This window comes from Planktotalea sp. (assembly GCF_965659345.1).
In the GTDB taxonomy this organism is placed as follows: Bacteria; Pseudomonadota; Alphaproteobacteria; order Rhodobacterales; family Rhodobacteraceae; genus Planktotalea.
Genome location: NZ_CBFHVK010000009.1, coordinates 1 through 25,915, shown reverse-complemented (window position 1 = coordinate 25,915; position 25,915 = coordinate 1). Strand labels below are relative to the sequence as shown.

Genomic DNA, 25,915 nt, shown 5'->3' with positions numbered 1-25,915 from the left:
CGTCGCGTGTGTTATAGGCGGCGCATCGTTGGCCCTTTGGGGCAATATCAAGTGCCCCGCTGGGGACAGGCACCAACGGGTCGATGGCCCAAGATATAAGGATTTCGAGATGAGCGACGTATCAGATCGTGTTAAGAAGATCGTAGTTGAGCACCTTGGTGTGGAAGAAGATAAAGTTGTTGAAGGTGCATCCTTCATCGACGATCTGGGCGCAGACAGCCTCGACACAGTTGAGCTGGTCATGGCGTTTGAAGAAGAGTTCGGCATCGAGATCCCTGATGACGCAGCTGAGAACATCCAGTCCTTTGGCGACGCGGTAAAGTTCATCTCTGAAGCGGCGTAAGCTATTTGAGATTTAGAATTGAAAGCGCCTCTTGCTGAAAAGCAGGGGGCGTTTTTTGTTTTTTGTACAGGTTTAAGTCTTTTTGCAAAAAGACTTGGAAAAACCCTTTGCAAAGGGTTTTCATTTTCAAGCGGAGCTTTGCGCATCCTCTTGCCCCCATCCCCCTACCCAAGGTAAGTGTATGCAACGCGAATGCTATATAAAGAGGGCAGTCTTATGCGCCGAGTAGTTGTCACAGGTCTTGGATTGGTTACGCCGCTGGCTAGCGGTGTCGAGGAAACTTGGAGCCGTATCTTAGACGGCAAGTCTGGCGCGGGTCCGATCACGCGGTTTGATGCGTCTCGAGTGACCACCAAATACGCCTGCGAAGTGCCGCTTGGTGATGGCACAGACGGGACGTTCAACGCAGATGACTGGATGGCACCAAAAGAGCGTCGTAAGGTCGATGACTTCATTTTGTATGGTATCGCTGCGGCTGAGCAAGCGGTTCAGGATGCGGGCTGGATGCCTGAGGATGAAGAAGACAAATTACGTACGGGTGTCATGATTGGTTCTGGCATCGGTGGTCTCAACTCCATCGCGGAAACGGCTATTTTGATCCACGAACGTGGTCCTCGGCGGGTTTCGCCGTTCTTCATTCCAGGTGCGTTGATCAATTTGATTTCGGGACAGGTGGGTATTCGTTATGGCTTTAAAGGTCCTAACCATGCTGTTGTAACTGCGTGTTCGACGGGGGCGCACGCCATTGGTGATGCGGCGCGTCTGATCATGACGTCCGATGCGGATGTGATGATCGCGGGTGGTGCTGAAGCGTCTATTTCAGAGATTGGTATTGCCGGTTTCAACGCGTGTAAGGCACTCAGCACAAAGTGCGGAGATGATCCGACCAAAGCAAGCCGACCATATGACAATGACCGTGATGGGTTTGTCATGGGCGAAGGTGCTGGTGTGGTTGTACTGGAAGAGTACGAGCACGCCAAAGCGCGCGGTGCGAAGATTTACGCGGAAGTGATTGGTTATGGTTTGTCTGGTGATGCATATCACATTACAGCCCCAAGTGAGAGTGGGGAAGGTGGCGAACGCTCTATGCGCGCTGCACTCGCGAAAGCGGGACTTGAGCCCAAAGACATCGACTATATTAACGCCCACGGAACGTCGACGATGGCCGACACTATCGAGCTTGGGGCGGTTGAGCGGATGATGGGCGAACATGCAAGCCAAGTGACGATGTCCTCGACCAAGTCGATGACTGGGCATTTGCTTGGTGCAGCTGGCGCGATTGAGGCGATTTTCTCGATCCTTGCGATCCGCGATCAGGTGGCACCACCGACGATTAACCTTGATAATCCAGCAGTTGAGACGGCGGTTGATTTGGCACCCAACGCGCCCGTGAAACGCGAAATCAATGTGGCTTTGAGCAATTCCTTTGGGTTTGGCGGCACGAACGCAAGCGTGTTGTTCGGAAAGGTCAGCTAAATGTGGCGGCACATTGCGTCTAACGCGGTGACATTTCTTATCGTAGCGCTTTTCTTGCTAGCGGGTGCTATCCTCTGGGGCCAAGGACAATATCGCGGCGAGGGTCCACTTGCGCAGGCAATCTGTTTGAAAGTCGATCGTGGGTCTACGATGAGTCGTGTCAGCGACAATTTGGCTGAGCAAGGGGCTATTTCGAGCCCCTCTGTGTTTCGCATTGGTGCGGATTATGAGGATAAGACGAACCAATTGAAAGCGGGCAGCTTCTTGGTACCTGAGAATGCGTCGATGGAAGAGATCGTAAGCATTATCACGCGTGGTGGTGCGAGTTCTTGTGGAACAGAAGTTGTTTACCGGATCGGTGTGACACGGGCAACGGTGCAGGTGCGTGAGCTTGATCCAAGTTCGAACCGGTTTGTTGAAAAGGCGAGCTTCAATCCAAAAGAGGAAGAGGCTCCAGAGGAATACACGCGCGTGCGCGGCGAGGCAGACACGCGTTATCGTGTTGCTTTGGCAGAAGGCGTGACAAGCTGGCAGGTGGTCGAAGAGTTAAAGTCGGTGGATCTGCTAAGTGGTGATGTGGCTGAGGTGCCCGCTGAAGGAATGCTGGCGCCAGACAGTTACGAGATTTCAGCGAATGATACGCGCGCGCAATTGATCCAGCGGATGCTTGATGCGCAGCAACGACGGATTGCAGAAGTTTGGGGGCAGCGACGAGATGATGTGCCGCTCAACAGCCCTGAAGAGATGTTGACGCTTGCGTCGATCATTGAAAAGGAAACGGGCGTTGCGGAGGAACGTCGTCAAGTAGCGTCTGTGTTCACCAATCGTTTGAACCAAGGCATGAAGCTGCAGACGGACCCGACAGTGATTTACGGCGTTACGCGAGGCCAAGGCGTGCTTGGTCGTGGCTTGCGTCAAAGTGAATTGCGTCGTGAAACGCCTTGGAACACCTATGTAATCGACGGCTTGCCGCCAACGCCGATTGCAAATCCGGGACTGGCGAGTTTACGTGCTGCAGTGGACCCTGATGAGACCCCATACATCTTCTTTGTGGCGGACGGTACGGGTGGTCACGCGTTTGCGGTCACATTGGCAGAGCACAATACTAATGTCGCAAGGTGGCGTCAGATTGAAGCAGAGCGGGCGAACAATTAGAGTGTCACGGGCATCTGGAAATTAACTTTTTGTTAATGATACCGGACGGTTAAGGTAAACGGCAAATCGGGTTTTGCTTGACTTTGTGAACGGTCTCGCCTATAAGTTGTGACATGCTAGGAGAAGTGGCGAATCGGCCTTGAGTGAAGAACTCGGGGCCGTTTTTCATTTTTCTCGTGCGGAGGAAACTCGCATGAGGAGTAAATATGTATGACACACACACCTCCACGCGTGTCAGCTCAGGAGTTATCTGAGCTACAAACATCAGCCAAAGCGCAACTGGTGCGCGCCATTGTGGCGTTAAATCAGCTAACAGCGAAGGTTGATGCAGGGACTATTGGACCAAAATCCGAAGCGAACAAAACCCTTGGGGACATTCGGGACTGGTTGAAAATTGCTCATGAAATGGAGTTGCGTCTTGAAAAGTACGAACAAGAAAGAGGTGGCAGAGATTGCGCACATGGAAGCACCCTTGATTTGGCCGAAGCACGGAACACGATTGGGGGCAGATTGGATCGCCTCCGCCGGCAAGGTTGTCCGGGATGCCTTCCTAGATGAGTTAGAAGAGGGGGAGCTTTTGGCTCTCCCTTTTTTATTCGAGTTCTGGGCAATGGAGCACCAGTTGCCCCCTGATGGTGATTGGCGCGCTTGGATCGTTATGGGCGGTCGTGGTGCGGGAAAGACACCTGCGGGCGCTGAGTGGGTGCGTGCGCAAGTGGAGGGCGCTGCTCCAACGGATAAAGGCAAGTGTACGCGCATTGCATTGATCGGTGAGACAATTGATCAGACGCGCGATGTCATGATTTTTGGCGAGAGCGGCATACTCGCATGTTCACCGCCTGACCGAAGACCAGAGTGGCAAGCGAGCCGGAAACGGTTGCTTTGGCCCAATGGTGCGGTGGCACAAGTTTTCTCGGCGCATGATCCTGAAGGTTTGCGTGGTCCGCAATTCGACGGAGCTTGGGTTGACGAATTGGCCAAGTGGAAACGTGGCCAAGATGCATGGGATATGTTGCAGTTCGCGCTTCGTCTCGGGGATGATCCGAGGGTCTGTGTGACGACGACACCGCGCACGGTTGGCGTGTTGAAGGATTTGATCGCATCGCCGAGTTCCGTCGTGACCCATGCGGCCACTCAAGCCAATAGAGCGAATTTGGCGAGCGGTTTTTTGGAAGAGGTCGAGCGCCGTTATGCAGGAACGCGGTTAGGACGGCAGGAGTTAGAGGGTCTGTTGCTTGAAGACGCAGAGGGCGCACTGTGGAGTAGCGCTTTGTTAGAGGCCAATAGGGTAAACATATCTCCAGACCTTGATCGCATCGTTGTTGCGGTTGATCCACCGGCTGGATCGAAGTCAGGGGCTGATGAGTGTGGAATTATTGTTGCTGGTGTTATCTGTAAAGGCCCGCCGCAAGACTGGAAAGCGGTGATTTTGGAAGATGCAAGCGTACAAGGCGCATCGCCAAATACTTGGGCGCAAGCAGCGACCGATGCAATGCAACGCTGGGAGGCAGAGCGATTGGTGGTCGAAGTGAACCAAGGTGGAGATATGGTGAGTTCAGTAATTCGTCAGGTTGATCCGATCATGCCGATCACTGCGGTGCATGCCTCAAAGGGCAAGGTTGCACGGGCAGAGCCGGTGGCCGCGCTTTATGAGCAAGGGCGTGTGACGCATATGCGTGGTTTGGGTGCTTTAGAAGATCAGATGTGCTTGATGACAGCGCAGGGCTATGACGGAAAAGGATCACCAGATCGCGTGGATGCGCTGGTTTGGGCCTTGTTTGATTTGATGATTAAGCCAACGCAGTCCTGGCGTAGGCCGCAGATACGCTCGCTCTAGAGCGCTTGACGTTACTGAACATGAAGCGACTGACGTGGCCTGACGTGATGGGCCACGATCAAGACAGCTGTGCGAAGAGGAAAGCAAATGGCATTCGATTTTTTCAAAAGGCGCAGCGAAGAGGCTGGCGCGATTGAGAGTAAAGCAAGTGCTGCGGGACCTGTGATTGCCTATCACGGCGCAGGGCGTGTTGCATGGTCTGCGCGCGATACGGTGTCGCTGACACGATCTGGTTTTGCGGGCAATCCTGTTGGATTTCGGGCTGTGAAACTGATTGCAGAGGCTGCCGCATCCGTGCCGTTAGTCTTGCAAAATCATCAGCAACGTTATGAGAAACATGCGTTTTTGCAGCTTGTCGCTACGCCGAATGGATCACAAGGGCGGGCTGAGTTTTTTGAAGCTTTGTTTGGGCAGCTTTTGCTGTCTGGCGACGCATATGTGGAAGCGGTCACGAGTGAAGGCGGGGCGCCCTTTGAGATGCATGTGTTGCGCTCTGATCGGATGAAAGTTGTTCCCGGTACTGATGGCTGGCCTGTTGCATATGAGTACGCTGTTGGCGCACGAAAGCATCGGTTTGATGTGAGCGGTGACGTTCCTTCTGTCTGTCATATCAAGAGCTTTCATCCGCAAGATGATCACTATGGTTTGTCACCAATGCAGGCGGCGGCAACGGCGTTAGACGTTCATAATAGTGCATCGCGGTGGAGCAAGGCGCTTTTGGATAATGCGGCGCGACCCTCTGGTGCGATTGTGGTGCATGGCAAGGATGGCAACGCCACGCTGGGGCCTGAGCAGTTCCAACGCTTGCAAGACGAGATGGAAGCCTATCACCAAGGTGCCAAGAACGCGGGGCGTCCAATGTTGTTGGAGGGTGGTTTGGATTGGAAACCCATGGGGTTTTCGCCCTCTGATATGGAGTTTCAGAAGACCAAAGAGTCAGCGGCGCGTGAGATTGCAATCGCCTTTGGTGTGCCGCCGATGTTGCTCGGAATTCCTGGCGATGCGACTTATGCGAATTATCAAGAAGCGAACCGTGCGTTTTATCGCCAAGTGGTGGTGCCTTTGGCGAGCAAAGTGGCGGGCAAGATTGGTGACTGGCTCGCGCAGCATACTGGTGAAGCTGTGGAGTTGAAACCTGACTTGGATCAAGTCGCCGCATTGGCGGTTGAGCGCGATGCGCAATGGGCGCGAGTTTCAAGCGCGGATTTCCTCACAGTTGATGAGAAGCGCGCGCTACTTGGACTACCGCCTTTAAGTGCGGAGGCGAGCACATGAGCGAGCGGTATGGGTTTGAGGCTTTTGATTGTGCCCCAGCGCTGCGGTTAGAGGCGCATGAACGTGTCGCAACGCTGCAATTTGAAGGCATTAGCAAGCGGTTGGACCGGATCGAGACGCTGATTGAGCGCTTGGAAAAACGACTTTGGCTGACGGTATACGGCGTGGTTGCAGTGATTTTAGCGGAGGCTGTTCAGCCGCTTTTGGTTAACGTTTGAAAGGGAAATATATGCAGATTGAAAGCGATCTAGAGCGTAAATTTAGCCGTTTTGGCGAAACTTTGAAAGTGACCGATGGGGTTGAGATTGAAGGGTATGCATCTTTGTTTGGGCTTTCTGATCAAGGCGGCGACGTTGTTTTGAAGGGCGCATATGCCAAGTCACTGGAAAAGCTAAAGGAGCAGGGGCAGCATGTGAAAATGCTCTGGCAGCATGATGCAAGTGAACCAATTGGCGTGTGGGATGCGGTGCATGAAGACGACAAAGGGCTTTATGTAAAGGGCCGCTTGCTTGAGGGGGTCGCGCGGGGGCGTGAGGCGGCGGCATTGATCGTGGCAGGTGCGCTCGATGGTCTGTCGATCGGTTATCGTACAAAGAAAGCAAAGCGCGATACCGGCGGGTTGCGTCAACTTGAAGAACTGGAACTTTGGGAGGTGTCACTGGTGACATTTCCGATGCTGGCAAGTGCGCGCGTAGGTTCTAAATCGGGAGATCTGTATGAAGAAGACAGCGCAGGTTTACGAGATATCGCAAGCGTTTTGCGTGGGATGTTGCCGCAGATGCAAAAGATGAGCAGCGCTGGACACTAACTTCTAACACCTAATGAGGACGAAGAGATGAGCGATCCTGAGATGATGTCTCGGGCCGGGGAAGATTTGTCTCCTGCCCAGGAACTGAAGTCCGCTTTGACGGATTTCGTAGCCGGCTTTCAGAGCCATAGAGCTGCAACAGAGCAACGAATTCAACAGCAAGAAGAGCGATTAACTATGTATGAACGTAAGTCACTAGCGCGCGCGGCGCGTCCGGCCTTGTCTTCCGCAGTGTTGGAAACGGCCCCCCATGAAAAAGCGTTTGGCGCCTATGTGCGTAGCGGCGATGAAGACCAGCTGCGCGGAATTGAAATGGAAGGCAAAGCGATGTCTACGTCTGTTGCCGCAGATGGTGGATATTTGGTTGATCCCCAGACCTCTGAGACAGTGCAAAGCGTGCTGAAAGGAGCGGCATCTTTGCGGGCTGTGGCGAGTATCGTGAATGTTGAATCAACATCATACGATGTGTTGGTTGACCACACAGATGCGGGTGCCGGTTGGACAAGTGAAACGGCGGATGCAAGTGAAACAGGTTCTCCGCAAGTGGACCGGATTTCCATTCCCCTGCATGAATTGAGCGCTTTGCCAAAAGTGTCTCAGCGTTTGCTCGATGACAGTGCGTTTGACATTGAGAGCTGGCTGGCTGGCAAGATCGCGGACAAGTTTGCGCGTGCTGAGAGCGCCGCGTTTATTAGCGGTGACGGTGTTGATAAGCCCAAAGGTTTCTTGACCTATGCAACGGCAACGAATGGTTCCGAAGTCTGGGGGGAGTTGGGCCATGTGTTGAGTGACGCAGATGGTGATTTCAACCCAGCGGCACCCGCGGATGCAATTGTCGATCTGGTTTATGCATTGCCTGCGCGCTACCGCGCGAATGCTGCGTTTGTCATGAATTCAAAGACGGCCGGCGCGGTTCGCAAGTTGAAAGACGGTGACGGGCGGTTCTTATGGTCTGACGGTTATGCAGCTGGAGAACCATCGCTTTTGATGGGCTACAAAGTCGTCATTTGTGAAGATATGCCTGATATTGCGAATTGGTCGCCAGCGATTGCCTTTGGTGATTTCACGGCAGGGTACACGATTGCCGAGCGCCCTGATTTGCGTGTTCTTCGTGACCCGTTTTCAGCCAAGCCCAACGTGTTGTTCTATGCAACCAAACGTGTCGGCGGCGATGTGACGGACTTCCAAGCCATCAAACTTTTGAAATTCGCCGCCAGCTAAAACGCGCTGAGTTGCGAATGCGAAAGGCTAAGCTTTCGCTTGGTCTTTTGCCCTCTGGGCGTGTGCAGAGAGACCCTGAGTTGTCTAGCTGCTCCCCTCCGTCCGAGCAACTCAGGCTGTGCGCGCCCACCTATGCCAAAGGGGAGGTATGACTATTTTGGAGATATCGATGATGTTGATCGAAGAGGCCTCGGTGCCAGATGAGGTTTTGCCTCTCGCTGCCTTTAAAGCGCATTTGCGTCTCGGGACAGGATTTGCGCAAGAAGACGTGCAAGACCCCGTCTTAAAGAGTTTTCTAAAAGCGGCCTTGGCCGCAGTCGAAGCACGAACTGGCAAGGCGCTGATTTCGCGTGTGTTTTCATGGTCAGTGACACGCTGGCGGGATCCTTGCGCTGAAGGTTTGCCGATTGCGCCTGTGCGCGCGATTGAGGCGTTGGAAATTAGCGATGCGGACGGTGCAGATTTGATTGTATCGCCCGAGAGATACGGGTTGGAGATCGATTCACAGCGTCCCAAAATAGTTGCACGCGGTGGTGGCTTTGGTGCGATCCCGTCTGGGGGGAAGGCGAGCATTCGCTTCCAAGCCGGTTTTGGACCGGAGTGGAGTGATTTGCCTGATGATCTGGCTCAAGCGGTGTTTTTGCTCGCAGCTCATTATTATGAGTATCGAGATGAGACTTCGTTGACGCGTGGCTGTATGCCTTTTGGTGTGCAGACTTTGATCGAACGCTATCGACCGATGCGTTTATTTGCCGGTGCGCGGGGATGAGCGCGCCCTGTTTAAATCGGGCTTTGGTTCTGGAGGAACGTGTTCAACTTCCCGATGGTGCTGGCGGCGCGCATTCGGGTTGGACTGCGCTTGGGACATTGTGGACCGAAGTGCGTAGTTTTTCTGGTCGTGAGGGCGGTGGACTGGGTGTTGCCAAGTCAAAACTAGCAATGAAGATCAAAGTGCGCGCGATGCCGCATGGGTCTGAAATGCGGCCCCGTCCGGAACAAAGGTTTCGCGAAGGTGCACGTATTTATCAGATCACAGCAGTCGCAGAGGCAGAGCCAATGGGGCGGTATCTGGTGTGTTATGCGGTCGAGGAGAGAGCGGTATGAGCGACCTTTTATCGGATGCTTTGCAAACCGCTGTTTATGATCGTTTGTCCGCAGACAGTGAGCTTGCATCGATCGTCGGCGCACATGTGTATGACGCTGTGCCCGCGGGTCCTGTGCCTGATCTCTACGTGTTGATTGGTGAGGAAAGCGTGAAGGATGCGTCGGACATAAGCGGCGCAGGTGCTGTACATGATTTGTCGATCTCGGTCATGAGCACAGCAAACAGTTTTCTTGTGCTTAAACAGGCGGCTGCCACGATTTGGGCTGCGCTTGATGCCACCGCTTTGGTCCCATCAAGGGGGCGCGTCGTCGGGCTTTGGTTTCGCGCAAGTCAGGCCAAGCGCAGCAGCGCCGGGCAACGCAAGATTGATCTAAAATTTCGTGCGCGTTTGGAAGCGTAAACGCTGCAATCCTGAAATTCTTGAACGAATGGAGTAAGCATCATGGGTGCACAAAACGGTAAAGATCTGCTGATTAAAGTGGATGTGAATGGCACGGGCATGTTTGAAACTATGGCGGGCCTGCGTGCGACGCGCGTAAGTTTCAATGCCGAAACGGTCGATGTCACAAACCTGAGCAGTGCCGGTGGCTGGCGCGAATTGCTGTCTGGTGCGGGTGTGAAAACGGCGGCTTTGTCTGGCTCTGGCGTGTTTCGCGATGAAGCGACGGATGAACGTGCGCGACAGATATTCTTTGATGGTGAGATTCCTAATTTTCAAGTGATCATTCCTGATTTCGGAATTGTCCAAGGGCCATTCCAAATCAGTGCGATTGAATATGCTGGCGCGCATAACGGAGAGGCAACTTACGAGATGTCGATGGCCTCTGCGGGCGAGCTTGTCTTTACGGCGGACAGCTGATGGACAATCCATGGAGCGGTCGTGTGTCATTGGTTGTGGACGGGGTAGAGCGCCCGATGGCGTTGACCTTGGGGGCTTTGGCTGAACTTGAAGTAACCTTAGGCGATGACACGTTGGTGGCTTTGGTGGAACGCTTTGAAACAGGTGCTTTTTCGAGCGGCGATGTCTTGTCTTTGATCGTGGCTGGCTTGCGCGGTGGAGGCTGGAGTGTGGCGCGCGGCGAGTTGCTTTCAGCAGACATCAAAGGTGGGCCGATGGGTGCTGCAAAAGTGGCGGCACAGCTTTTGGCGCGCGCGTTTTTGTTGCCCGAAGAGCGCCGTGCATGAGCGCTGTAAATTGGCCGCAATTGATACGCGCGGGGATGAGCACACTTCGTTTGCGCCCAGAAACATTTTGGTCGCTGACACCGTCGGAATTGATGGTGATGCTTGGTCATGGCGGTGGTGATGCTCCGATGGGGCGTGCGCGATTGTCTGATTTGTTGCGGCTTTATCCAGACGACAAACGCGGTCTCGATAGAAAGGAAGGCTCAGAATGAGTGATTTTGATAGCTCTAGTTCGGTGGAAACACAGCTTGAAGCGCTTGAGGAAAGCTTTGCAAATGCGGCTGGTATGGCTTCGACCTTTGATGCGGAGATGAAACGCATTCAAGGGACGTTTGAGACGACGGGCAGGGGGGTGCAAAGCCTTGATGCATCGCTATCGCGTTCGCTGCGGGGCGCATTAGAGGGCGTCGTGTTTGACGGACAAAAGCTGAGTGATGCCTTGAAAGACGTTGGGCGCTCTATGGCGAATGCTGCGCTGACGTCAGCGATCAAGCCTGTGACCAACCATTTCTCAAGTTTGATTACTGGCGGTGTTGATACGTTGATGAACGGGCTCATGCCATTTGAAAAAGGCGGCAGCTTTACGCAGGGGCGGGTCACGGCGTTTGCAAACGGCGGAATTGTGAATGAGCCGACGACGTTCCCGATGCGCGGTGGCATGGGTTTAATGGGTGAGGCGGGACCTGAAGCGATCATGCCGCTGACGCGTGGTGCAGATGGGCGGCTTGGTGTGCAGTCGAGCGGTGGCGCAGCAAGATCTGCGCCGATTGTTGTAAATATTTCAACGCCTGACGTAGAAGGCTTTCGCCGTTCACAAAGTCAGATTGCCGCGCAGATGAGCCGTGCTTTGGGCCGTTCCCAGCGCGCGCGTTAGACGATTTGTTGGAAGGATTAATGATGCAGTTTCACGAGATACGATTTCCTGCGGCTTTGAGTTTTGGCTCTATGGGTGGCCCAGAGCGGCGCACAGATATTGTCACGTTGAGCAATGGTTATGAAGAACGCAACACGCCTTGGGCGCATTCACGACGTCGCTATGACGCGGGCGTCGGCCTGCGCGCAATGGATGATGTTGATGAAGTGCTCAAATTCTTTGAGGCGCGCCGAGGGCAGATGTTTGCCTTTCGTTGGAAGGACTGGTCGGACTTCAAATCATGCAAACCCTCTGAAACGGTCGCCCATGGGGATCAAACGATTGGCTTTGGTAATGGCATCACGACGGAATTTCAGCTTACAAAAACGTATCGTTCGGGCGAGGAAAGCTACACGCGCAACATAACGAAACCTGTGAGCGGTTCGGTTTTGGTTAGCCTTGCCGGTGATCCCTTGAGTGAAGGGGTACATTTTGAGGTTGATCTCGCGCGCGGCGTTTTGATTTTTGAACGTGCGCCGGATGAAGATCGTGAAATAACAGCAGGCTATGAATATGACGTGCCTGTGCGATTTGATGCTGATCGCATTCATACCTCTGCTGCGAGTTTTCAAGCGGGTGAAGTGCCAAGTATTCCTATGGTTGAGGTGCGCTTATGAGCGTGCTTCCTGCGGAGTTTCAGGCGCATTTGGACACTGGTGTCACGACGTTATGTCGGGCGTGGTTGATTACGCGCCGTGACAAGGTGAAATTTGGATTTACGGATCACGATCTTGCGCTGACGTTTGAAGATGTCGTGTTCAAACCCGACAGCGGGTTATCAGCGTTGGCTTTGCAGCAAAGTACGGGCTTATCAGTTGACAATACCGAAGCGATTGGAGCGTTAAGTGACGCTGCAATCAAAGGCAGTGATATCGATGCAGGACGCTTTGATGGTGCGGAAGTCACGTCGTGGTTGGTGAATTGGAGCGCGCCCGAGCAGCGCATCATCCAATTTCGTGGCAACATAGGTGAAATTCGTCGCGCCGGTGGTGCCTTTCAAGCTGAGCTGAGGGGGTTGACGGATTTGCTGAACCGCCCTGTGGGTCGTGTTTATCAAAAGCCTTGCGGCGCGGTGTTAGGTGACGGCGCATGTGGCGTTGATATTAAGAGCGATGAATACTCCGTTGAGCGCGCTGTTGCACAGATCGGAAATGAACGGGTGTTTCGGTTTAGCGGATTGAATAGCTACGCTTCGAGCTGGTTCGAACGCGGGCGTTTGGATATTTTGAGTGGTGAAGGCGAGGGACTAGGCGGGGCGATCAAAGTGGATCGCTTCTTCGGAGAGTTTCGCGAAGTCACGCTTTGGGAGCCTTTGCGTGCGGATATTCAAGAAGGTGACTTTGTTCGACTGGTGGCTGGTTGTGACAAGCGATTTGAAACCTGTGGCAGCAAGTTTTCCAATATCCTGAATTTTCGAGGGTTTCCGGACATTCCTGAAGAAGAATGGATGATGGTTCATCCTAGTAAGGCACCTGCGCGCGATGGCGGAAGTCGTCGATGACAAGTGATGTGATGCCGTCTTCTAAGGTTCTGGACTCTGCGCGCGCATGGATTGGTACGCCGTATCGTCATCAAGCGTCACTGCAGCATGTGGGGACCGATTGTCTCGGGCTTTTGCGTGGTGTGTGGCGCGCGCTTTACGGGGCCGAGCCTGAGATCGTGCCTGCCTATTCGAAAGATTGGGCAGAGCCGCAGGGTGATGAGGTTTTGCTGCGCGCAGCGTTGCAGTATTTATTGCCATGTCAAGCCGCCTTGAGTGCAGGCGACGTTTTGCTGTTTCGCATGCGCGAAGGGGCGATCGCGAAACATATTGGGATATGTGCGACGGCCGGGTCTGAGCCAACTTTTATTCATGCTTATAGCGGTCATTCGGTAACGGAGAGTCCGCTCAGTCAACCTTGGCAACGCCGCATTGCGGCGCGTTTTGCATTTCCTTTGGGAGTTTAACCATGGCTACAATTCTTTTGTCTGCGGCCGGCGCGTCGCTTGGGTCTTCTATTGGTGGCTCTATCCTTGGTCTGTCTATGTCTGCGATTGGGCGGTTCGCAGGGGCTATGGTTGGAAGCGCGATTGACCGACGTACAGTACGCACGGATCAACACATTATTGGCGGTGGTTCTGAGACCGTGCAGACAGGGCAAATGAACCGTTTCCGGCTTACAGGGGCAGGCGAAGGACGTCCTATTGGGCAAATTTTCGGGCGCATGCGGGTTGCGGGCCAAGTCATTTGGTCAAGTGAATTTGAAGAACGGATCTACACCTCGACGGGCACACAGGTGAGCACCCAAACGCAAGCGGCGTAACAATCGGGGACTAAAGGCGGGGCGCGAGCCGAGGTTGGATCTGTCACAACGACGATGCGCGATACGACTGTCACCCAGAGCTATGCCTACATAATTTCTATTGCTGTGGCATTGTGTGAGGGTGAGATCACTTCGATTGGACGTGTTTGGGCCGATGGCGTGGAGATCAGTTCAGTAGATTTAAACATGCGCGTTTATACGGGCTCAAAGACCCAACAACCTGATCCTAAAATTGAAGCTGTGGAGGGAAGCGGCCAAACGCCTGCCTATCGCGGCACTGCTTATGTGGTTTTTGAAAACCTACAGTTGGCTGATTTTGGAAACCGCGTTCCCCAGTTCACTTTTGAAGTTGTTTGCGGTGGAGAAGCAGTGCCGGACGTGCGCGCAAGTGATATGACACAAGACATCAAAGCTGTCGCGCTTATGCCCGGGTCGGGCGAGTTTGCGTTGGCGACGACGCCGGTTTACTACGATCTTGGCTTGGGTAAGAAGCAAAGCGTTAATGTGAATTCACCAAGCTATGGCAGCGATATTGCGACGTCTTTGAAGATGCTCGAAGAGGAGTTGCCGAACTGCAAAGCGGCGTCGCTTGTGGTAAGTTGGTTCGGCAATGATCTGCGCTGTAATTTTTGTGAAATTAGGCCGAAAGTTGAGCAAAAGGCGCTAGAAGGGGATCGGCAGCAATGGTCTGTCGCGGGGCTTGATCGTTCTTCAGCGGAGGCGGTTCCGACGGCGGATGAGCGGCCAGTTTACGGGGGAACGCCGTCAGATAATTCGGTACTTGAGGCGATTGCAGAGCTGAAATCGCGCGGTCAGGCGGTAATGTTTTATCCGTTTGTGTTGATGGATCAGTTGGCTGGTAATGGCCTGGCAGATCCGTGGAGTGATGCAAATAGTCAGCCAAAACTGCCTTGGCGTGGAAGGATCACTATATCTGTAGCTCCGCTGCGACACGGTTCACCTGATGAAAGCGCAACTGCGAGCGGGCAGGTCGCCGCATTTTTTGGTTCAGCAAGCGCGAGTGATTTTAATGTTTCAAACGGATCCGTGAGCTATTCTGGACCAGATGAGTGGCGCTTGCGGCGGTTTATTTTACACAATGCAGCGCTTTGTGCCGCCGCTGGGGGGGTAGAGTCGTTTTGCATTGGTTCTGAAATGCGCGGATTGACGCAAATTCGAGGCACTGCACACAGCTTTCCTGCTGTATTTGAGTTGATTTCTTTGGCAAGAGAGGTTCGCACGATTTTGGGGCCTGATTGTAAGATCGGCTACGCTGCAGATTGGTCGGAGTATTTCGGCTATGCGCCGCAAGATGGCAAAGGCCATCATTATTTCAATCTTGATCCGCTTTGGGCGGACGAGAACATCGATTTCATTGGGATAGATAACTACACGCCCCTTTCGGATTGGCGCGATGGGGAAGAGCATTTGGATGCGCCTTGGGGGTCAATCTATGCATTGGATTATCTCAAGAGCAATATCGAAGGCGGTGAAGGGTTTGATTGGTATTATCATTCGGACGAGGCGCGTGCGGCGCAGATACGAACACCGATAACGGACGGGGCACATGATGAGCCTTGGTTATTTCGTTATAAAGATTTGAAGAGCTGGTGGAGCAAACCGCACTTCGACCGGATCGCCGGCGTACGTCAAAGCGTAGCAAGTCCTTGGGTACCAGAGTCCAAACCAATTTGGTTTACTGAATACGGTTGTGCTTCTGTCGATAAAGGCACCAATCAACCGAATAAGTTTCTTGATCCCAAGTCATCTGAGTCTGACTTGCCGTATTATTCCAACGGTCAGCGCGATGAGTTGATGCAGATGCAATATGTGCATGCGCTAACCGAATACTGGGAGGACAATACCCATAATCCGGTTTCTAAAGTCTATGGTGGTGCGATGATTGACATGGGTCGTGCGTTTGCATGGGCTTGGGATACGCGTCCTTATCCACATTTTCCGAACCGTTTGGACCTTTGGTCGGATGGGGAGAACTATACGCGCGGGCATTGGTTAAACGGACGTACAAGCGCGCGTTCACTTGCGTCTGTTGTCGCGGAGATTTGTGCGCGGGTTGGTGAGGTGCGTTTTGACGCCAGTAAGCTTTACGGCGTTGTGCGCGGGTACCAGATTGCAGATGTATTGGAAGCGAGAAGTGCGCTGCAGCCGTTGATGCTGCGCTTTGGGTTTGACGCGATTGAGCGTGAAGGTGTTTTGCATTTTGTAATGCGTGACAGGCAAAGCGATGTTGAAATCAATGAAAGTGATTTGGTCAATCATTCAGAAATCAAAGGCGACTATGAGGTTGTGCGCGGCTCTGGTGCCGATCTTGCAGGACGCCTGCGGGCGAGTTTTGTGCAGGCAGATGCAGATTTTGATGTGGTCGTAGAAGAGACCGTGTTGCCACATGATGATAATCATGCGATTTCGTCAACTGATCTACCATTGGCAATGACGCGGCCAGAAGCGCGGCAGATGTTAGAGCGTTGGTTAAGTGAGGCGCGTGTTTCAAGAGAGGCGATCCGCTTTGCGTTGCCGCCTTCCAAGCTAGCGATCAAAGCGGGTGATGTAGTTCGTCTTAAAGGCGGGCAGGGCGATACCCAGTTCCGCGTTGATCGTGTGGAGCAAGGCGAAAGCCAACTGCTCGAAGCTGTTCGCATTGAGCCAAATATCTATCGCCCATCGCCCTTTGCTGACGACATTGTCGCGACTCGACCCTTTGTGCCCGCTGTGCCGGTACTTGCGTATTTTCTTGATTTGCCGCTCATCACGGGGAATGAAATTGCGCATGCTCCGCATGTGGCTGCAACGGCGACGCCTTGGCCGGTTGCCGTGGCTCTATATGATGCGTCAGTTGATGCGGATTACGGGTTCAATACCTATACTCAAGGACGGTCTGTCATTGGTGAAACTCTGACGCCTCTGAATTCGGGTGGGTTTGGAGTTGTGGATCGTGGTGCACCGCTGCGGGTAAAACTGGCGAGCGATCAATTGGAGAGTATTGCGCGTGAAACGATGCTGGCAGGTGGGAACCTGGCTGCGATTGGAGACGGGTCTGCTGGAAATTGGGAAGTGTTTCAGTTTCAAAAAGCGGAGTTGGTAGCTTCAGATACGTACGAGCTGAGCCTGCGGTTAAGAGGGCAATTTGGTACGGATGGTTTAGTGCCGGATGCTTGGCCAACTGGATCGGTTTTCGTGTTGTTAAATGGGATGCCAAACCAGATCGGTTTGCGTCGTTCTGACCGAGGTGTTGAGCGGCATTACCGTATCGGCCCTGCAACGCGTGGCTATGATGACCCAGCTTACGAACATCGCGTCGAGAGCTTTCAAGGGGTGGGATTGCGGCCCTTTGCGCCAGTTCATTTGAAAGTTGTTGATGATGGTCCAGACATGCATTTTACTTGGGTCAGGCGTACACGAATTGAAGGCGATGACTGGAGTTGGGGCGATGTGCCTTTGGGGGAAGAGCACGAGCAATATGTGGTGCAGGTTGTTGCCAACGGAAGCATCTTAAGTACTGAATTGGTGGAGAATGCGAGCTACTCCTATTCTTTAAGTCAGCGGAGCGAAGATGGTGTGATAGGCGGTTTTGAAATTCGCGTGGCGCAAGTGTCTGAACGCTTTGGTCCAGGATTGTTTGCACGCTTGTCTGTGAACGGGTGAAATCGTTGACACCGACAGTTCAAGATCTGATCAATCTCGCGCAGTATTGCGCTGGATTTGAACCTAAGGAACGTGCGAAAAAGTGTCGCTTGGCGTTAAGATGCGTTTATGACGCTGCGTGCTTTGTAGAGATTACGGGCAAAGCGCACCCGTTTTATGGAGACGGGTCTATGTCCAGTTTGCTCTTAAGGCACAGGGCAATAAAAATACCCTATTATCTTGATAACAATGTGTTATCTGCCGCGGGCATCGCCGTTCAGGGGCTTTTGGAAGCGCGCCAAGAGACCCCATAGCGCCAAACTATCACTCATATGTTTGTGAAGTATCACCTATTTGCATTTGTGACATGAGGGTTTGTTGATGTAGAGATAGTGCAAATTAAGAGGAGCGTTCATGATGGCGCAAGTTGACGGCCCCCTTCGCAGTATTGATCCGGTCTGGGATCGCATTTCGCACGAAGCTCAGACAGCGGTACAAAATGAGCCGCTTATGGGTGGGTTGTTGCATGCTTGTGTTTTGCATCATAGCAGCCTTGAAAAAGCATTGTCCTATCGCTTCTCAGCGAAGCTTCATTCGAACGAAATGAGCCAGATCATTTTGCGCGATGTTGCAGACGAAGCTTATGCCAAGGATCCAAAAATCGTCGAATCTGCGCGCGCTGATTTGATGGCAATTTTTGATCGTGATCCCGCGTGCCACCGCTTGCTACAGCCTTTGGTGTTTTTCAAAGGCTTTCAGGCTATTCAAGCTTACAGAATTGCGAATTGGCTGTGGCGGACAGGCCGCAAAGACTTGGCTTATTTTGTGCAAATGCGTGTGTCTGAGATATTTGGTGTGGATATTCATCCTGCTGCGGGTATCGGCAAAGGGATCATGATTGACCACGCACATTCGATTGTCATTGGTGAGACGGCCGTTGTTGGTGACAACGTCTCTATGCTTCATTCCGTAACGCTTGGCGGAACGGGTAAGGAAGAGGAAGATCGTCATCCGAAGATTGGCGATGGCGTCCTCATCGGTGCTGGCGCAAAAGTGCTGGGGAACATCAAGATCGGTCACTGCAGCCGCGTTGCGGCAGGATCGGTAGTTCTTGCGGAAGTACCGCCATGTAAAACGGTCGCGGGTGTCCCTGCTAAGATCGTTGGCGAGGCTGGCTGTGATCAACCGTCCGTCTCCATGCATCAATTGATAAATTCAGCGCCTAACTAATTTTTAGGATTTAGGCTTGTTGTTAATATGACGGGTTACCCCGCCTGACTCTTAGGGTCAGACGGAGCCTGCGGCGGGAGTTTATAGGAAAAATGAAATGCGATGCTGAGCGCTTAAGCGAGCATTGCAATTGGGTTCTCCAGGTTATCTTTGATTGCAGCGAGTAATTGCGCACCAAGCGCGCCATCAATAACCCTGTGATCCACAGAAAGTGTGACAGACATCACTGTCGCAACGTCGAGCTCACCCTCTGCATTCACAACAGGTTTCTTGGCGCCAGCGCCCACAGCAAGAATTGCACCGTGTGGCGGGTTGATGACGGCATCAAAGTTTTCAATACCCATCATACCAAGGTTTGATACTGCAAAACTTCCGCCCATGTATTCATGCGGTGCCAGCTTGCGGTCACGCGCGCGGCTTGCGAGATCTTTCATCTGCGCTGACAAAGCGGAAAGTGTTTTCGTATCAGCATCTTGCAAGACAGGTGTAAAGAGACCACCCTCAATCGCGACCGCAACAGCAACGTCAGAGGCTTTCATTTGCAACACGCGATCGCCAGCCCAGACGGCGTTGGCTGCTGGCACGTCTTGTAGGGCAAGCGCGCATGCTTTGATGATGAAGTCATTGACGGAGAGCTTGACGCCGCGTTCAGAGAGTTGGCCGTTAAGCTGACTGCGGAACTTGAGTAGGGCGTCAAGATGGATATCCCGTCGTAGATAGAAATGTGGGATCGTTTGTTTTGCTTCAGTAAGCCGTGCCGCAATCGTTTTGCGCATGCCGTCGAGAGGGACTTCGGTAAATTCGCGCCCTTCATACATCTTCGCAACCTGGCTTGGGTTCACGTCTGCTGTTTCAACTTTAGGTGCTGGTGTCGCATCTGATGATGCGGCTTTCTGAACTGGAACAGAAGATACGTTTTCGACGTCTGCTTTGACGATACGGCCTTTCGGACCGCTTCCGTCGATGGTGTTCAGATCAATCCCTTTATCTGCCGCGATACGACGAGCGAGCGGTGAAGCAAAGACGCGGTTACCACCTGACGTATGCTTGGTCGCTTGCACAGGTGCAGGCTCATCAACCGGCGCAGGTTCAGAGGGTGTTTGCGCTGCCGCGGGCGCGGAGGCCGACGGCGTTGCATCGGCTGCATCTTCACCATCTTCGAGCAACACCGCGATAGGGCTGTTCACCAACACGCCTGCAGTGCCTTCTTCGACTAAGATCTTGCCGATTACACCTTCATCAACGGCTTCAAACTCCATCGTGGCTTTGTCGGTTTCGATTTCAGCAAGAAGGTCACCTGAGGATATGGTATCGCCCTCTTTCACCAACCATTTCGCGAGTGTGCCGTCTTCCATCGTGGGGGACAGCGCGGGCATGAGAATTTCTATTGCCATTTTAGATCTCCCTTAACGATATGTTACTTTTTTCACTGCATCGATCACTTCTTGTGTCGTGGTCAGCGCGAGTTTTTCTAGATTGGCGGCGTAGGGCATCGGAACATCTTTGCCTGTGCAGTTGATCACGGGGGCATCGAGATAATCGAACGCTTCTTGCATCAAAACTGCTGAGATGTGATTGCCGATCGCTCCGACTGGAAACCCTTCTTCGACTGTGACACATCGGTTGGTTTTCTTGACGCTTTCGATGACTGTTTGGGTGTCCATAGGCCGCAAAGATCGTAGATCTATCACCTCTGCATCAATCCCGCTTTCAGAAAGTTTTTCAGCGGCTTCCATTGCGTAGCTCATGCCAATCCCGAAGCTCACAAGGGTTACATCGGCGCCCTCGCGTGCAATGCGTGCTTTGCCGATTGGCACGGTGAAGTCATCGAGCACAGGCACGTCAAAACTGCGCCCATATAGAATTTCATTCTCTAAAAATATCACTGGGTTAGGATCGCGGATCGCTGACTTCATCAAGCCTTTCGCATCCGCTGCAGTGTAGGGCATGACGACCTTTAGGCCGGGAATATGTGCATACCACGCCGCATAGTCTTGCGAATGCTGAGCGCCGACACGCGCAGCCGCGCCATTGGGGCCGCGGAACACCATAGGGGCACCCATCTGTCCGCCCGACATGTATAGTGTTTTTGCGGCAGAATTAATAATGTGATCAATGGCTTGCATGGCGAAGTTAAATGTCATGAACTCGACGATTGGCTTCAAGCCGCCAAAGGCAGCACCAACAGCAATGCCTGCAAAACCATGCTCTGTGATTGGAGTATCAATGATACGCTTTGTGCCAAATTCATCCAACATACCTTGCGATATCTTGTAAGCACCTTGGTATTCGCCAACTTCTTCACCCATCAAAAATACGCTGTCGTCGCTGCGCATTTCTTCGGACATGGCGTCACGCAAGGCTTCGCGCACGGTTTGCTGCTTCATCTGAGTGCCTTCAGGCCAATCAGGCTGAGGTGCGCTCCATTGCGGTTCGTCGTCAATGTCATTGTGTTGAACAGGCGCGGCTGGAACGCTGGGCGCGCTCGCGGCGACTGGGGCAGGTGCCGCCACATCATCCGCGCTCTCACCGTCTTCCAACAGCAACGCAATCGCGGTGTTTACGGCAACACCTGCACTGCCCTCTGGAACGAGGATCGAGCCAATGACACCTTCGTCGACAGCTTCAAACTCCATTGTCGCTTTGTCTGTCTCGATTTCAGCAATGATGTCGCCCGACGAAACTGTGTCGCCTTCTTTGACCATCCACTTGGCAAGTGTGCCTTCTTCCATCGTTGGCGAAAGTGCGGGCATTAGGATTTCAATAGCCATGATTTAAGCCTCCACTTCTGCATAAATGTCTGTCCAGAGTTCCGACACATCTGGAAGCGGGCTGTCTTTGGCAAATTCTGCGGATGCGTTCACCACTTTTTTGATCTCTTTGTCGATCGCTTTAAGATCGTCCTCGCTCGCGTGTTTGCCTGTCAGCAACACCTCGCGTACTTGTTCGATCGGGTCACGTTCGTCGCGCATTTTCTGCACTTCTTCGCGGGTGCGGTACTTCGCAGGGTCCGACATGGAGTGGCCACGATAGCGATAGGTTTTGATTTCCAAAATATAGGGGCCTTTGCCAGAGCGGCAGTGTTTAACGGCCCTCTCACCAGCTTCCTTAACGGCCATCACATCCATGCCATCTACAATTTCACCAGGAATGCCAAAGGCTTCACCGCGTGTATGCAGATCAGGCGTGGAGGTGGAGCGGTTCTGAGAGGTGCCCATCGCATACTGATTGTTTTCGATTACAAAAATGCAAGGGAGGTCCCAAATCGCGGCCATATTGAAGGTCTCGTAAACTTGACCTTGGTTTGCGGCACCATCACCAAAATAAGTAAAGGTCACGCGTCCATTGTCTTGGTATTTATCCGCAAAAGCCAGTCCTGCACCAAGCGGAACTTGCGCTGCGACAATGCCGTGACCACCATAGAAATGCTTCTCTTTGCTAAACATATGCATCGAGCCGCCTTTGCCTTTGGAATAGCCGTCGATACGACCTGTCAGCTCAGCCATGACGCCGTTTGGATCCATCCCGCAAGCAAGCATATGCCCATGGTCACGATAGGAGGTGATACGCTTATCGCCTTCTTCTGCCGCTGCCTCGAGGCCGACGACGACGGCTTCTTGTCCGATGTAGAGATGGCAAAACCCGCCAATCAGGCCCATGCCATAAAGCTGTCCGGCTTTTTCTTCAAAGCGTCTGATGAGAAGCATGTCTTTGTAATGTTTCAGCAATTCGTCAGCAGAAACATTCGATTTTGCGGTCGATTTTCGCGCGGCCATATGAGGTGTGTCCTCCCAGAAACAACAGTGGTTTAGCGTTAAACAATAGTCTAGCGCAGGAAAGCGATGCTGACCAGAGTGCAATAATGTTGGTAACGAATTGGTTAACGTACAACAATCTCATCCGAGCGCAGAAGGCCCAAGACATCACGGGCTTGTTGATCCAATAGATCAAGGTCCAGGTAAGTGTCCGACAAACGCTTGGTGAGGTTTTCCATCTCTTTTACTTCGCCTTTGAGTTGGCTCAGTTGAACCTCGAGATCTTTTGCAGCAACCGTGATTTCCGCGCGCCGAAACACGCCATAGTCACCTTGCACAGCCGCAAATGTGAAATACGTCGCAAGGCTGAACGCCGTCGCGAAATAGATCAAAGCGCCAAGCGCTGGTTTTGCGGTTTTTGGTTTCATACTGCCCTCGGTAGCGACTCTTACGGTCACTGTGGGGACTTAGTGCCATGAAGTTTTGATGCGGGTCAGCCTTTTTTCCCCTTAGTGGGGAAACTGGTAAGGAAGGTGTGTGCTTGAAGGCACAATTGCCGCTGAGGGCGCTATCTAAAGAGAGTTAAGCACGTCTGCGGCCATCTCAAACGAGCGAATGCGCGCGCTGTTATCATGAATGGCACCCGTCAGTATGATCTCATCTGGTTGATAACGCGCAATAATTTCTTGGAGTTTCTGGCGCACTGTGTCTGGCGATCCTGTCGCTGAGCAAGACAATGCATGATTAACCTGATTCAATACCGTTGGTGCCACATGATCTTCGACACGCTCAACGGGCAGGGGCAGCGGACCGGGGGCTCCCGTTCGCAAGCGCGCAAAGGCGAGTATTTGCGATGATCGCAAGATCTTTGCTTCTTCATCGCTTTGCGCGACGCAGACCCCAGCGGCAAGCGTAGCATGTGGTTTCTCAAGATGTTCAGATGGCTGAAATGTCGTACGATATATGTGCAAGGCCTGTTCTAGCGCATCGGGTGCAAAGTGGGACGCAAACGCATATGGCAAGCCCAGATAGGCCGCCAGTTGCGCGCCATACAGGCTAGACCCCAAGATCCAGACTGGGACTTGTGTGCCAACGCCCGGAACTGCGCGCACAGACAATCCGCCACCATCTACTGAGAGATAAGCGATCAACTCCTGCACATCTTGGGGAAAGCTGTCTTCGGGTGCCATGTGACGGCGTAACGCACGGGCCGTCGCCATATCACTGCCCGGCGCGCGTCCAAGGCCAAGATCAATGCGATCAGGGTAGAGTGTCGCGAGCGTGCCAAATTGTTCTGCAATGACCAAAGGCGCGTGATTGGGCAGCATAATGCCGCCAGCGCCCACACGCATCGTTTCTGTAGCCGCTGCAACTTGTGCAATAACGATGGACGTCGCAGCGCTTGCGATGCCTGGCATGTTGTGATGTTCAGCAAGCCAATATCGATGGTAGCCCGCTTTTTCAGCGGCTTTTGCAAGCGCTACGGTATTTTCTATCGCATCGCGCGCAGTCTGGCCTTGTGGAATGGGGGAAAGGTCTAGCAGCGAATAGGTCGGCATTTTAGTACCCACGCCAAATCCAGCCACCACCAAAGATGCGGGTGCTGTCGGTGTCATAAAACACACAGGCTTGACCGGGGGACACACCATCTTCGGGTGTGAGCAGTTCAACGCTCGCTTCCGTTTCGGACATTGGGCGAATAATCGCTGGCTTTGGCGGGCGGGTGGAGCGCACACGTACCAGAACATGCCATTCTTCTTGTGACATCAGCGGCGCATCCCCAAGCCAATTGATTTCACGTACCGGAATAGTTCGCGTGCTCAATAGCTCTTTGGGACCAACGATCACCTGTTTGGTGTCCACATCAAGGCGCACAACGTAAAGCGGATCGGCCAATCCACCGATACCAAGTCCGCGACGTTGCCCTATGGTATAGTGAATAACACCGTTGTGCTGACCCAACACAGTGCCCTCGACATCGACAATCTCACCGGGCTCCGCAGCACCGGGGCGCAATTTTTCGATCACAGCTGCGTAGTTGCCATTTGGCACAAAACAAATGTCCTGACTGTCGGGCTTGTCAGCCACGCTTAGCCCGAATTTGCTCGCCAATTCACGCGTCGCATCTTTTGAGGGCAGGTGGCCCAGCGGAAAGCGCAGAAAATCAAGCTGATCTTGTTTGGTCGAGAACAGAAAATAGCTCTGATCGCGCGCGCCATCTGCGGCGGCATGCAACTCTGCTTTTTGCGGACCCATTTTGCGCTGGATATAATGTCCGGTGGCCATGCAATCAGCCTCAAGATCCTTAGCAGTTTCCAACAGGTCTTTGAATTTCACACGTTCATTGCAACGAATGCACGGTACTGGTGTTGCACCTGCTAAATAGCTGTCTGCGAACTCATCAATCACCGCATCTTTAAACACGTTTTCATAATCAAGGACGTAATGCGGAAACCCCATCTCTTCCGCAACCCTGCGTGCATCGTGGATATCAAGCCCGGCACAACAGGCCCCTTTTTTGGCCAAAGCAGCACCATGGTCATAAAGCTGTAGGGTCACGCCAACGACATCATAGCCCTCAGAAGCCAGCTGCGCGGCGACAACAGAACTGTCGACACCACCGGACATCGCCACAACAACCCGCGTTTCTGAGGGCGGCTTTGCGAAACCAAGGCTGTTCAATTTTTCAGACGTGTCCAGCGCCATGACGGCAACTCCTTACCAAAATCTAAGGAAAGATAGGCAAATCCTATCTATTCTCAAGAGGCGGGTTCACGTCGCTTTAAGAGATTGGGGGCAGAAAGGCCAGAAGTAGAGAAGAGGCGATCAAATGTATCTCAAGAAAATCGATGGGCCGCGTGCGGTTACCCTTCCAAACGGCGATGTGATGAGCCGCGCTGACCTTCCCGCCGAAACAACGCGGCGGTGGGTGGCCTCCCGCAAAGCGGCGGTGGTGCGCGGCGTAAGTTACGGATTGATCACGCAAGACGAAGCGCTGGAGCGGTATTCATTGAGCGAGGAAGAATTCGCGCAATGGGTCAAAGCCGTTGCAAAGCATGGGGAAAAAGCACTTAAGACCACGAATACCCAGGTGTATAGACAACTTTAGGTTGATTGTGATATAAAAACATTAACTTGAGTAACGATAGGTTAACTATTTTCGCCCAATTTGCATTTGACGAGAAGCTAAACGGAGTGAACCCAATGCGCGTACTCTTGGTCGAGGACGATCCTACAACTTCCAAAAGCATCGATATGATGCTGACCCATGCAAACCTGAACGTATATACAACGTCCTTTGGTGAAGAAGGGATAGATCTGGCAAAACTCTATGATTACGATTTGATCCTTTTGGATTTAAATTTGCCGGATATGAACGGGCATGAAGTGCTCCGCCAATTGCGACTTGCGCGTATTGACACCCCAATTTTGATACTGTCCGGCTCTGATGACACAGAGAGCAAGATCAAAGGCTTCGGTTTTGGCGCGGATGACTATCTCACCAAACCATTTCACCGTGATGAGCTTATTGCGCGCATTCACGCGATTATTCGACGCTCCAAAGGCCACTCTCAGTCAATTATTCACACAGGCTTTGTTGCACAAATCGGTCTGAGGCCGATCTCCCCCTTACCCCAGACGGATTTAGCCTACAGCCACGGTACTT

General features: G+C 52.8%; 28 protein-coding genes and 1 pseudogene. 23 read left to right on the top strand and 6 right to left on the bottom strand.

Annotated elements, in window-relative coordinates:
• Positions 1 to 109: 109 nt before the first annotated feature.
• From ACTG3Z_RS08795 to cysE, 21 genes and pseudogenes are all read left to right on the top strand, one after another.
• Positions 110 to 343 (top strand): acyl carrier protein, encoded by a 234-nt coding sequence (locus ACTG3Z_RS08795; RefSeq protein WP_293447849.1) that lies wholly within the window; start codon positions 110 to 112, stop codon positions 341 to 343.
• 216 nt (positions 344 to 559) lie between these two features.
• A complete protein-coding gene (gene fabF / locus ACTG3Z_RS08790; RefSeq protein WP_439142612.1) occupies positions 560 to 1,819 on the top strand; it encodes a beta-ketoacyl-ACP synthase II in 1,260 nt (419 codons plus the stop codon).
• The gene (gene mltG, locus ACTG3Z_RS08785) at positions 1,820 to 2,974 is read left to right on the top strand and encodes an endolytic transglycosylase MltG (protein WP_439142610.1); all 1,155 of its coding nucleotides are present in this window, start codon (positions 1,820 to 1,822) and stop codon (positions 2,972 to 2,974) included.
• A gap of 460 nt (positions 2,975 to 3,434) precedes the next feature.
• The gene (locus ACTG3Z_RS08780; protein WP_439142790.1) at positions 3,435 to 4,811 is read left to right on the top strand and encodes a DNA-packaging protein; all 1,377 of its coding nucleotides are present in this window, start codon (positions 3,435 to 3,437) and stop codon (positions 4,809 to 4,811) included.
• A gap of 87 nt (positions 4,812 to 4,898) precedes the next feature.
• Complete coding sequence (locus tag ACTG3Z_RS08775) at positions 4,899 to 6,086, top strand: phage portal protein (RefSeq protein WP_439142608.1); 1,188 nt, start codon at positions 4,899 to 4,901, stop codon at positions 6,084 to 6,086.
• Complete coding sequence (locus ACTG3Z_RS08770; RefSeq protein ID WP_439142607.1) at positions 6,083 to 6,304, top strand: GTA head formation protein, RCAP_rcc01685 family; 222 nt, start codon at positions 6,083 to 6,085, stop codon at positions 6,302 to 6,304. Before ACTG3Z_RS08775 ends, ACTG3Z_RS08770 begins: the two co-directional genes overlap by 4 nt.
• 11 nt (positions 6,305 to 6,315) lie before the next feature.
• Positions 6,316 to 6,894, top strand: coding sequence for an HK97 family phage prohead protease (locus ACTG3Z_RS08765; protein ID WP_439142606.1), 579 nt, complete (start codon positions 6,316 to 6,318; stop codon positions 6,892 to 6,894).
• 27 nt (positions 6,895 to 6,921) lie between these two features.
• On the top strand, positions 6,922 to 8,115 hold the full coding sequence (locus tag ACTG3Z_RS08760) for a phage major capsid protein (RefSeq protein WP_439142605.1): 1,194 nt from the start codon (positions 6,922 to 6,924) through the stop codon (positions 8,113 to 8,115).
• A 169-nt stretch (positions 8,116 to 8,284) separates the two neighbouring features.
• Complete coding sequence (locus tag ACTG3Z_RS08755) at positions 8,285 to 8,884, top strand: head-tail connector protein (RefSeq protein ID WP_439142788.1); 600 nt, start codon at positions 8,285 to 8,287, stop codon at positions 8,882 to 8,884.
• The gene (locus ACTG3Z_RS08750; RefSeq protein ID WP_439142603.1) at positions 8,881 to 9,219 is read left to right on the top strand and encodes a head-tail adaptor protein; all 339 of its coding nucleotides are present in this window, start codon (positions 8,881 to 8,883) and stop codon (positions 9,217 to 9,219) included. The genes ACTG3Z_RS08755 and ACTG3Z_RS08750 overlap by 4 nt, the downstream gene beginning before the upstream one ends.
• Entirely contained in the window at positions 9,216 to 9,620 is a 405-nt protein-coding gene (locus tag ACTG3Z_RS08745) for a DUF3168 domain-containing protein (RefSeq protein WP_439142602.1), read from the top strand. The genes ACTG3Z_RS08750 and ACTG3Z_RS08745 overlap by 4 nt, the downstream gene beginning before the upstream one ends.
• A gap of 42 nt (positions 9,621 to 9,662) precedes the next feature.
• Positions 9,663 to 10,079, top strand: a complete 417-nt coding sequence (locus tag ACTG3Z_RS08740; protein WP_439142601.1) for a phage major tail protein, TP901-1 family — start codon at positions 9,663 to 9,665, stop codon at positions 10,077 to 10,079.
• Positions 10,079 to 10,405 carry a gene transfer agent family protein gene (locus tag ACTG3Z_RS08735; protein WP_439142600.1) on the top strand — a complete coding sequence of 109 codons (327 nt, stop codon included), beginning with the start codon at positions 10,079 to 10,081 and terminating at the stop codon, positions 10,403 to 10,405. Before ACTG3Z_RS08740 ends, ACTG3Z_RS08735 begins: the two co-directional genes overlap by 1 nt.
• Entirely contained in the window at positions 10,402 to 10,617 is a 216-nt protein-coding gene (locus ACTG3Z_RS08730) for a rcc01693 family protein (RefSeq protein WP_439142599.1), read from the top strand. The genes ACTG3Z_RS08735 and ACTG3Z_RS08730 overlap by 4 nt, the downstream gene beginning before the upstream one ends.
• Positions 10,614 to 11,279 (top strand): phage tail tape measure protein, encoded by a 666-nt coding sequence (locus ACTG3Z_RS08725; protein WP_439142597.1) that lies wholly within the window; start codon positions 10,614 to 10,616, stop codon positions 11,277 to 11,279. The genes ACTG3Z_RS08730 and ACTG3Z_RS08725 overlap by 4 nt, the downstream gene beginning before the upstream one ends.
• Before the next feature lie 23 nt (positions 11,280 to 11,302).
• The gene (locus tag ACTG3Z_RS08720; protein WP_439142786.1) at positions 11,303 to 11,935 is read left to right on the top strand and encodes a phage distal tail protein, Rcc01695 family; all 633 of its coding nucleotides are present in this window, start codon (positions 11,303 to 11,305) and stop codon (positions 11,933 to 11,935) included.
• On the top strand, positions 11,932 to 12,819 hold the full coding sequence (locus ACTG3Z_RS08715; protein WP_439142595.1) for a DUF2163 domain-containing protein: 888 nt from the start codon (positions 11,932 to 11,934) through the stop codon (positions 12,817 to 12,819). The genes ACTG3Z_RS08720 and ACTG3Z_RS08715 overlap by 4 nt, the downstream gene beginning before the upstream one ends.
• The gene (locus ACTG3Z_RS08710) at positions 12,816 to 13,265 is read left to right on the top strand and encodes an NlpC/P60 family protein (RefSeq protein ID WP_439142594.1); all 450 of its coding nucleotides are present in this window, start codon (positions 12,816 to 12,818) and stop codon (positions 13,263 to 13,265) included. Before ACTG3Z_RS08715 ends, ACTG3Z_RS08710 begins: the two co-directional genes overlap by 4 nt.
• Positions 13,266 to 13,267: 2 nt before the next feature.
• A pseudogene (locus ACTG3Z_RS08705) lies at positions 13,268 to 17,284 on the top strand (baseplate multidomain protein megatron).
• Positions 17,281 to 17,577: a DUF7742 family protein gene (locus ACTG3Z_RS08700; RefSeq protein ID WP_439142593.1), complete on the top strand. Its 297-nt coding sequence runs from the start codon at positions 17,281 to 17,283 to the stop codon at positions 17,575 to 17,577. The pseudogene ACTG3Z_RS08705 and the gene ACTG3Z_RS08700 overlap by 4 nt, the downstream one beginning before the upstream one ends.
• Positions 17,578 to 17,680: 103 nt before the next feature.
• Entirely contained in the window at positions 17,681 to 18,493 is an 813-nt protein-coding gene (gene cysE, locus ACTG3Z_RS08695; protein ID WP_439142784.1) for a serine O-acetyltransferase, read from the top strand.
• Between the two features lie 113 nt (positions 18,494 to 18,606).
• On the opposite strand, the gene ACTG3Z_RS08690 is transcribed toward cysE, so the two are convergent.
• From ACTG3Z_RS08690 to mnmA, 6 genes are all read right to left on the bottom strand, one after another.
• Positions 18,607 to 19,887, bottom strand: a complete 1,281-nt coding sequence (locus tag ACTG3Z_RS08690) for a pyruvate dehydrogenase complex dihydrolipoamide acetyltransferase (protein ID WP_439142591.1) — start codon at positions 19,885 to 19,887, stop codon at positions 18,607 to 18,609.
• A gap of 12 nt (positions 19,888 to 19,899) precedes the next feature.
• Positions 19,900 to 21,264: a pyruvate dehydrogenase complex E1 component subunit beta gene (locus ACTG3Z_RS08685; RefSeq protein ID WP_439142589.1), complete on the bottom strand. Its 1,365-nt coding sequence runs from the start codon at positions 21,262 to 21,264 to the stop codon at positions 19,900 to 19,902.
• Between the two features lie 3 nt (positions 21,265 to 21,267).
• The gene (pdhA, locus tag ACTG3Z_RS08680) at positions 21,268 to 22,269 is read right to left on the bottom strand and encodes a pyruvate dehydrogenase (acetyl-transferring) E1 component subunit alpha (RefSeq protein WP_439142587.1); all 1,002 of its coding nucleotides are present in this window, start codon (positions 22,267 to 22,269) and stop codon (positions 21,268 to 21,270) included.
• 104 nt (positions 22,270 to 22,373) lie between these two features.
• A complete protein-coding gene (locus tag ACTG3Z_RS08675) occupies positions 22,374 to 22,676 on the bottom strand; it encodes an FtsB family cell division protein (RefSeq protein WP_439142585.1) in 303 nt (100 codons plus the stop codon).
• Between the two features lie 144 nt (positions 22,677 to 22,820).
• Positions 22,821 to 23,807, bottom strand: a complete 987-nt coding sequence (locus ACTG3Z_RS08670) for an LLM class flavin-dependent oxidoreductase (RefSeq protein WP_439142782.1) — start codon at positions 23,805 to 23,807, stop codon at positions 22,821 to 22,823.
• Position 23,808: 1 nt separating this feature from the next.
• A complete protein-coding gene (mnmA, locus tag ACTG3Z_RS08665) occupies positions 23,809 to 24,954 on the bottom strand; it encodes a tRNA 2-thiouridine(34) synthase MnmA (protein WP_439142584.1) in 1,146 nt (381 codons plus the stop codon).
• Positions 24,955 to 25,078: 124 nt separating this feature from the next.
• On the opposite strand from mnmA, the gene sciP reads away from it, so the two are divergent.
• Both sciP and ACTG3Z_RS08655 read left to right on the top strand, forming a co-directional pair.
• Complete coding sequence (sciP, locus tag ACTG3Z_RS08660; RefSeq protein WP_439142582.1) at positions 25,079 to 25,357, top strand: CtrA inhibitor SciP; 279 nt, start codon at positions 25,079 to 25,081, stop codon at positions 25,355 to 25,357.
• A gap of 95 nt (positions 25,358 to 25,452) precedes the next feature.
• Positions 25,453 to 25,915: response regulator (locus ACTG3Z_RS08655; RefSeq protein WP_439142580.1), on the top strand; the 463-nt coding region annotated here is incomplete at its 3' end.

Excerpts from the sequence above, each read along its gene's own strand:
- ACTG3Z_RS08795 (WP_293447849.1), top strand. The coding sequence starts at position 110 with ATGAGCGACGTATCAGATCGTGTTAAGAAGATCGTAGTTGAGCACCTT.
- fabF (WP_439142612.1), top strand. The coding sequence starts at position 560 with ATGCGCCGAGTAGTTGTCACAGGTCTTGGATTGGTTACGCCGCTGGCT.
- mltG (WP_439142610.1), top strand. The coding sequence starts at position 1,820 with ATGTGGCGGCACATTGCGTCTAACGCGGTGACATTTCTTATCGTAGCG.
- ACTG3Z_RS08780 (WP_439142790.1), top strand. The coding sequence starts at position 3,435 with ATGGAAGCACCCTTGATTTGGCCGAAGCACGGAACACGATTGGGGGCA.
- ACTG3Z_RS08775 (WP_439142608.1), top strand. The coding sequence starts at position 4,899 with ATGGCATTCGATTTTTTCAAAAGGCGCAGCGAAGAGGCTGGCGCGATT.
- ACTG3Z_RS08770 (WP_439142607.1), top strand. The coding sequence starts at position 6,083 with ATGAGCGAGCGGTATGGGTTTGAGGCTTTTGATTGTGCCCCAGCGCTG.
- ACTG3Z_RS08765 (WP_439142606.1), top strand. The coding sequence starts at position 6,316 with ATGCAGATTGAAAGCGATCTAGAGCGTAAATTTAGCCGTTTTGGCGAA.
- ACTG3Z_RS08760 (WP_439142605.1), top strand. The coding sequence starts at position 6,922 with ATGAGCGATCCTGAGATGATGTCTCGGGCCGGGGAAGATTTGTCTCCT.
- ACTG3Z_RS08755 (WP_439142788.1), top strand. The coding sequence starts at position 8,285 with ATGATGTTGATCGAAGAGGCCTCGGTGCCAGATGAGGTTTTGCCTCTC.
- ACTG3Z_RS08750 (WP_439142603.1), top strand. The coding sequence starts at position 8,881 with ATGAGCGCGCCCTGTTTAAATCGGGCTTTGGTTCTGGAGGAACGTGTT.
- ACTG3Z_RS08745 (WP_439142602.1), top strand. The coding sequence starts at position 9,216 with ATGAGCGACCTTTTATCGGATGCTTTGCAAACCGCTGTTTATGATCGT.
- ACTG3Z_RS08740 (WP_439142601.1), top strand. The coding sequence starts at position 9,663 with ATGGGTGCACAAAACGGTAAAGATCTGCTGATTAAAGTGGATGTGAAT.
- ACTG3Z_RS08735 (WP_439142600.1), top strand. The coding sequence starts at position 10,079 with ATGGACAATCCATGGAGCGGTCGTGTGTCATTGGTTGTGGACGGGGTA.
- ACTG3Z_RS08730 (WP_439142599.1), top strand. The coding sequence starts at position 10,402 with ATGAGCGCTGTAAATTGGCCGCAATTGATACGCGCGGGGATGAGCACA.
- ACTG3Z_RS08725 (WP_439142597.1), top strand. The coding sequence starts at position 10,614 with ATGAGTGATTTTGATAGCTCTAGTTCGGTGGAAACACAGCTTGAAGCG.
- ACTG3Z_RS08720 (WP_439142786.1), top strand. The coding sequence starts at position 11,303 with ATGCAGTTTCACGAGATACGATTTCCTGCGGCTTTGAGTTTTGGCTCT.
- ACTG3Z_RS08715 (WP_439142595.1), top strand. The coding sequence starts at position 11,932 with ATGAGCGTGCTTCCTGCGGAGTTTCAGGCGCATTTGGACACTGGTGTC.
- ACTG3Z_RS08710 (WP_439142594.1), top strand. The coding sequence starts at position 12,816 with ATGACAAGTGATGTGATGCCGTCTTCTAAGGTTCTGGACTCTGCGCGC.
- cysE (WP_439142784.1), top strand. The coding sequence starts at position 17,681 with ATGGCGCAAGTTGACGGCCCCCTTCGCAGTATTGATCCGGTCTGGGAT.
- ACTG3Z_RS08690 (WP_439142591.1), bottom strand. The coding sequence starts at position 19,887 with ATGGCAATAGAAATTCTCATGCCCGCGCTGTCCCCCACGATGGAAGAC.
- ACTG3Z_RS08685 (WP_439142589.1), bottom strand. The coding sequence starts at position 21,264 with ATGGCTATTGAAATCCTAATGCCCGCACTTTCGCCAACGATGGAAGAA.
- pdhA (WP_439142587.1), bottom strand. The coding sequence starts at position 22,269 with ATGGCCGCGCGAAAATCGACCGCAAAATCGAATGTTTCTGCTGACGAA.
- ACTG3Z_RS08675 (WP_439142585.1), bottom strand. The coding sequence starts at position 22,676 with ATGAAACCAAAAACCGCAAAACCAGCGCTTGGCGCTTTGATCTATTTC.
- ACTG3Z_RS08670 (WP_439142782.1), bottom strand. The coding sequence starts at position 23,807 with ATGCCGACCTATTCGCTGCTAGACCTTTCCCCCATTCCACAAGGCCAG.
- mnmA (WP_439142584.1), bottom strand. The coding sequence starts at position 24,954 with ATGGCGCTGGACACGTCTGAAAAATTGAACAGCCTTGGTTTCGCAAAG.
- sciP (WP_439142582.1), top strand. The coding sequence starts at position 25,079 with ATGTATCTCAAGAAAATCGATGGGCCGCGTGCGGTTACCCTTCCAAAC.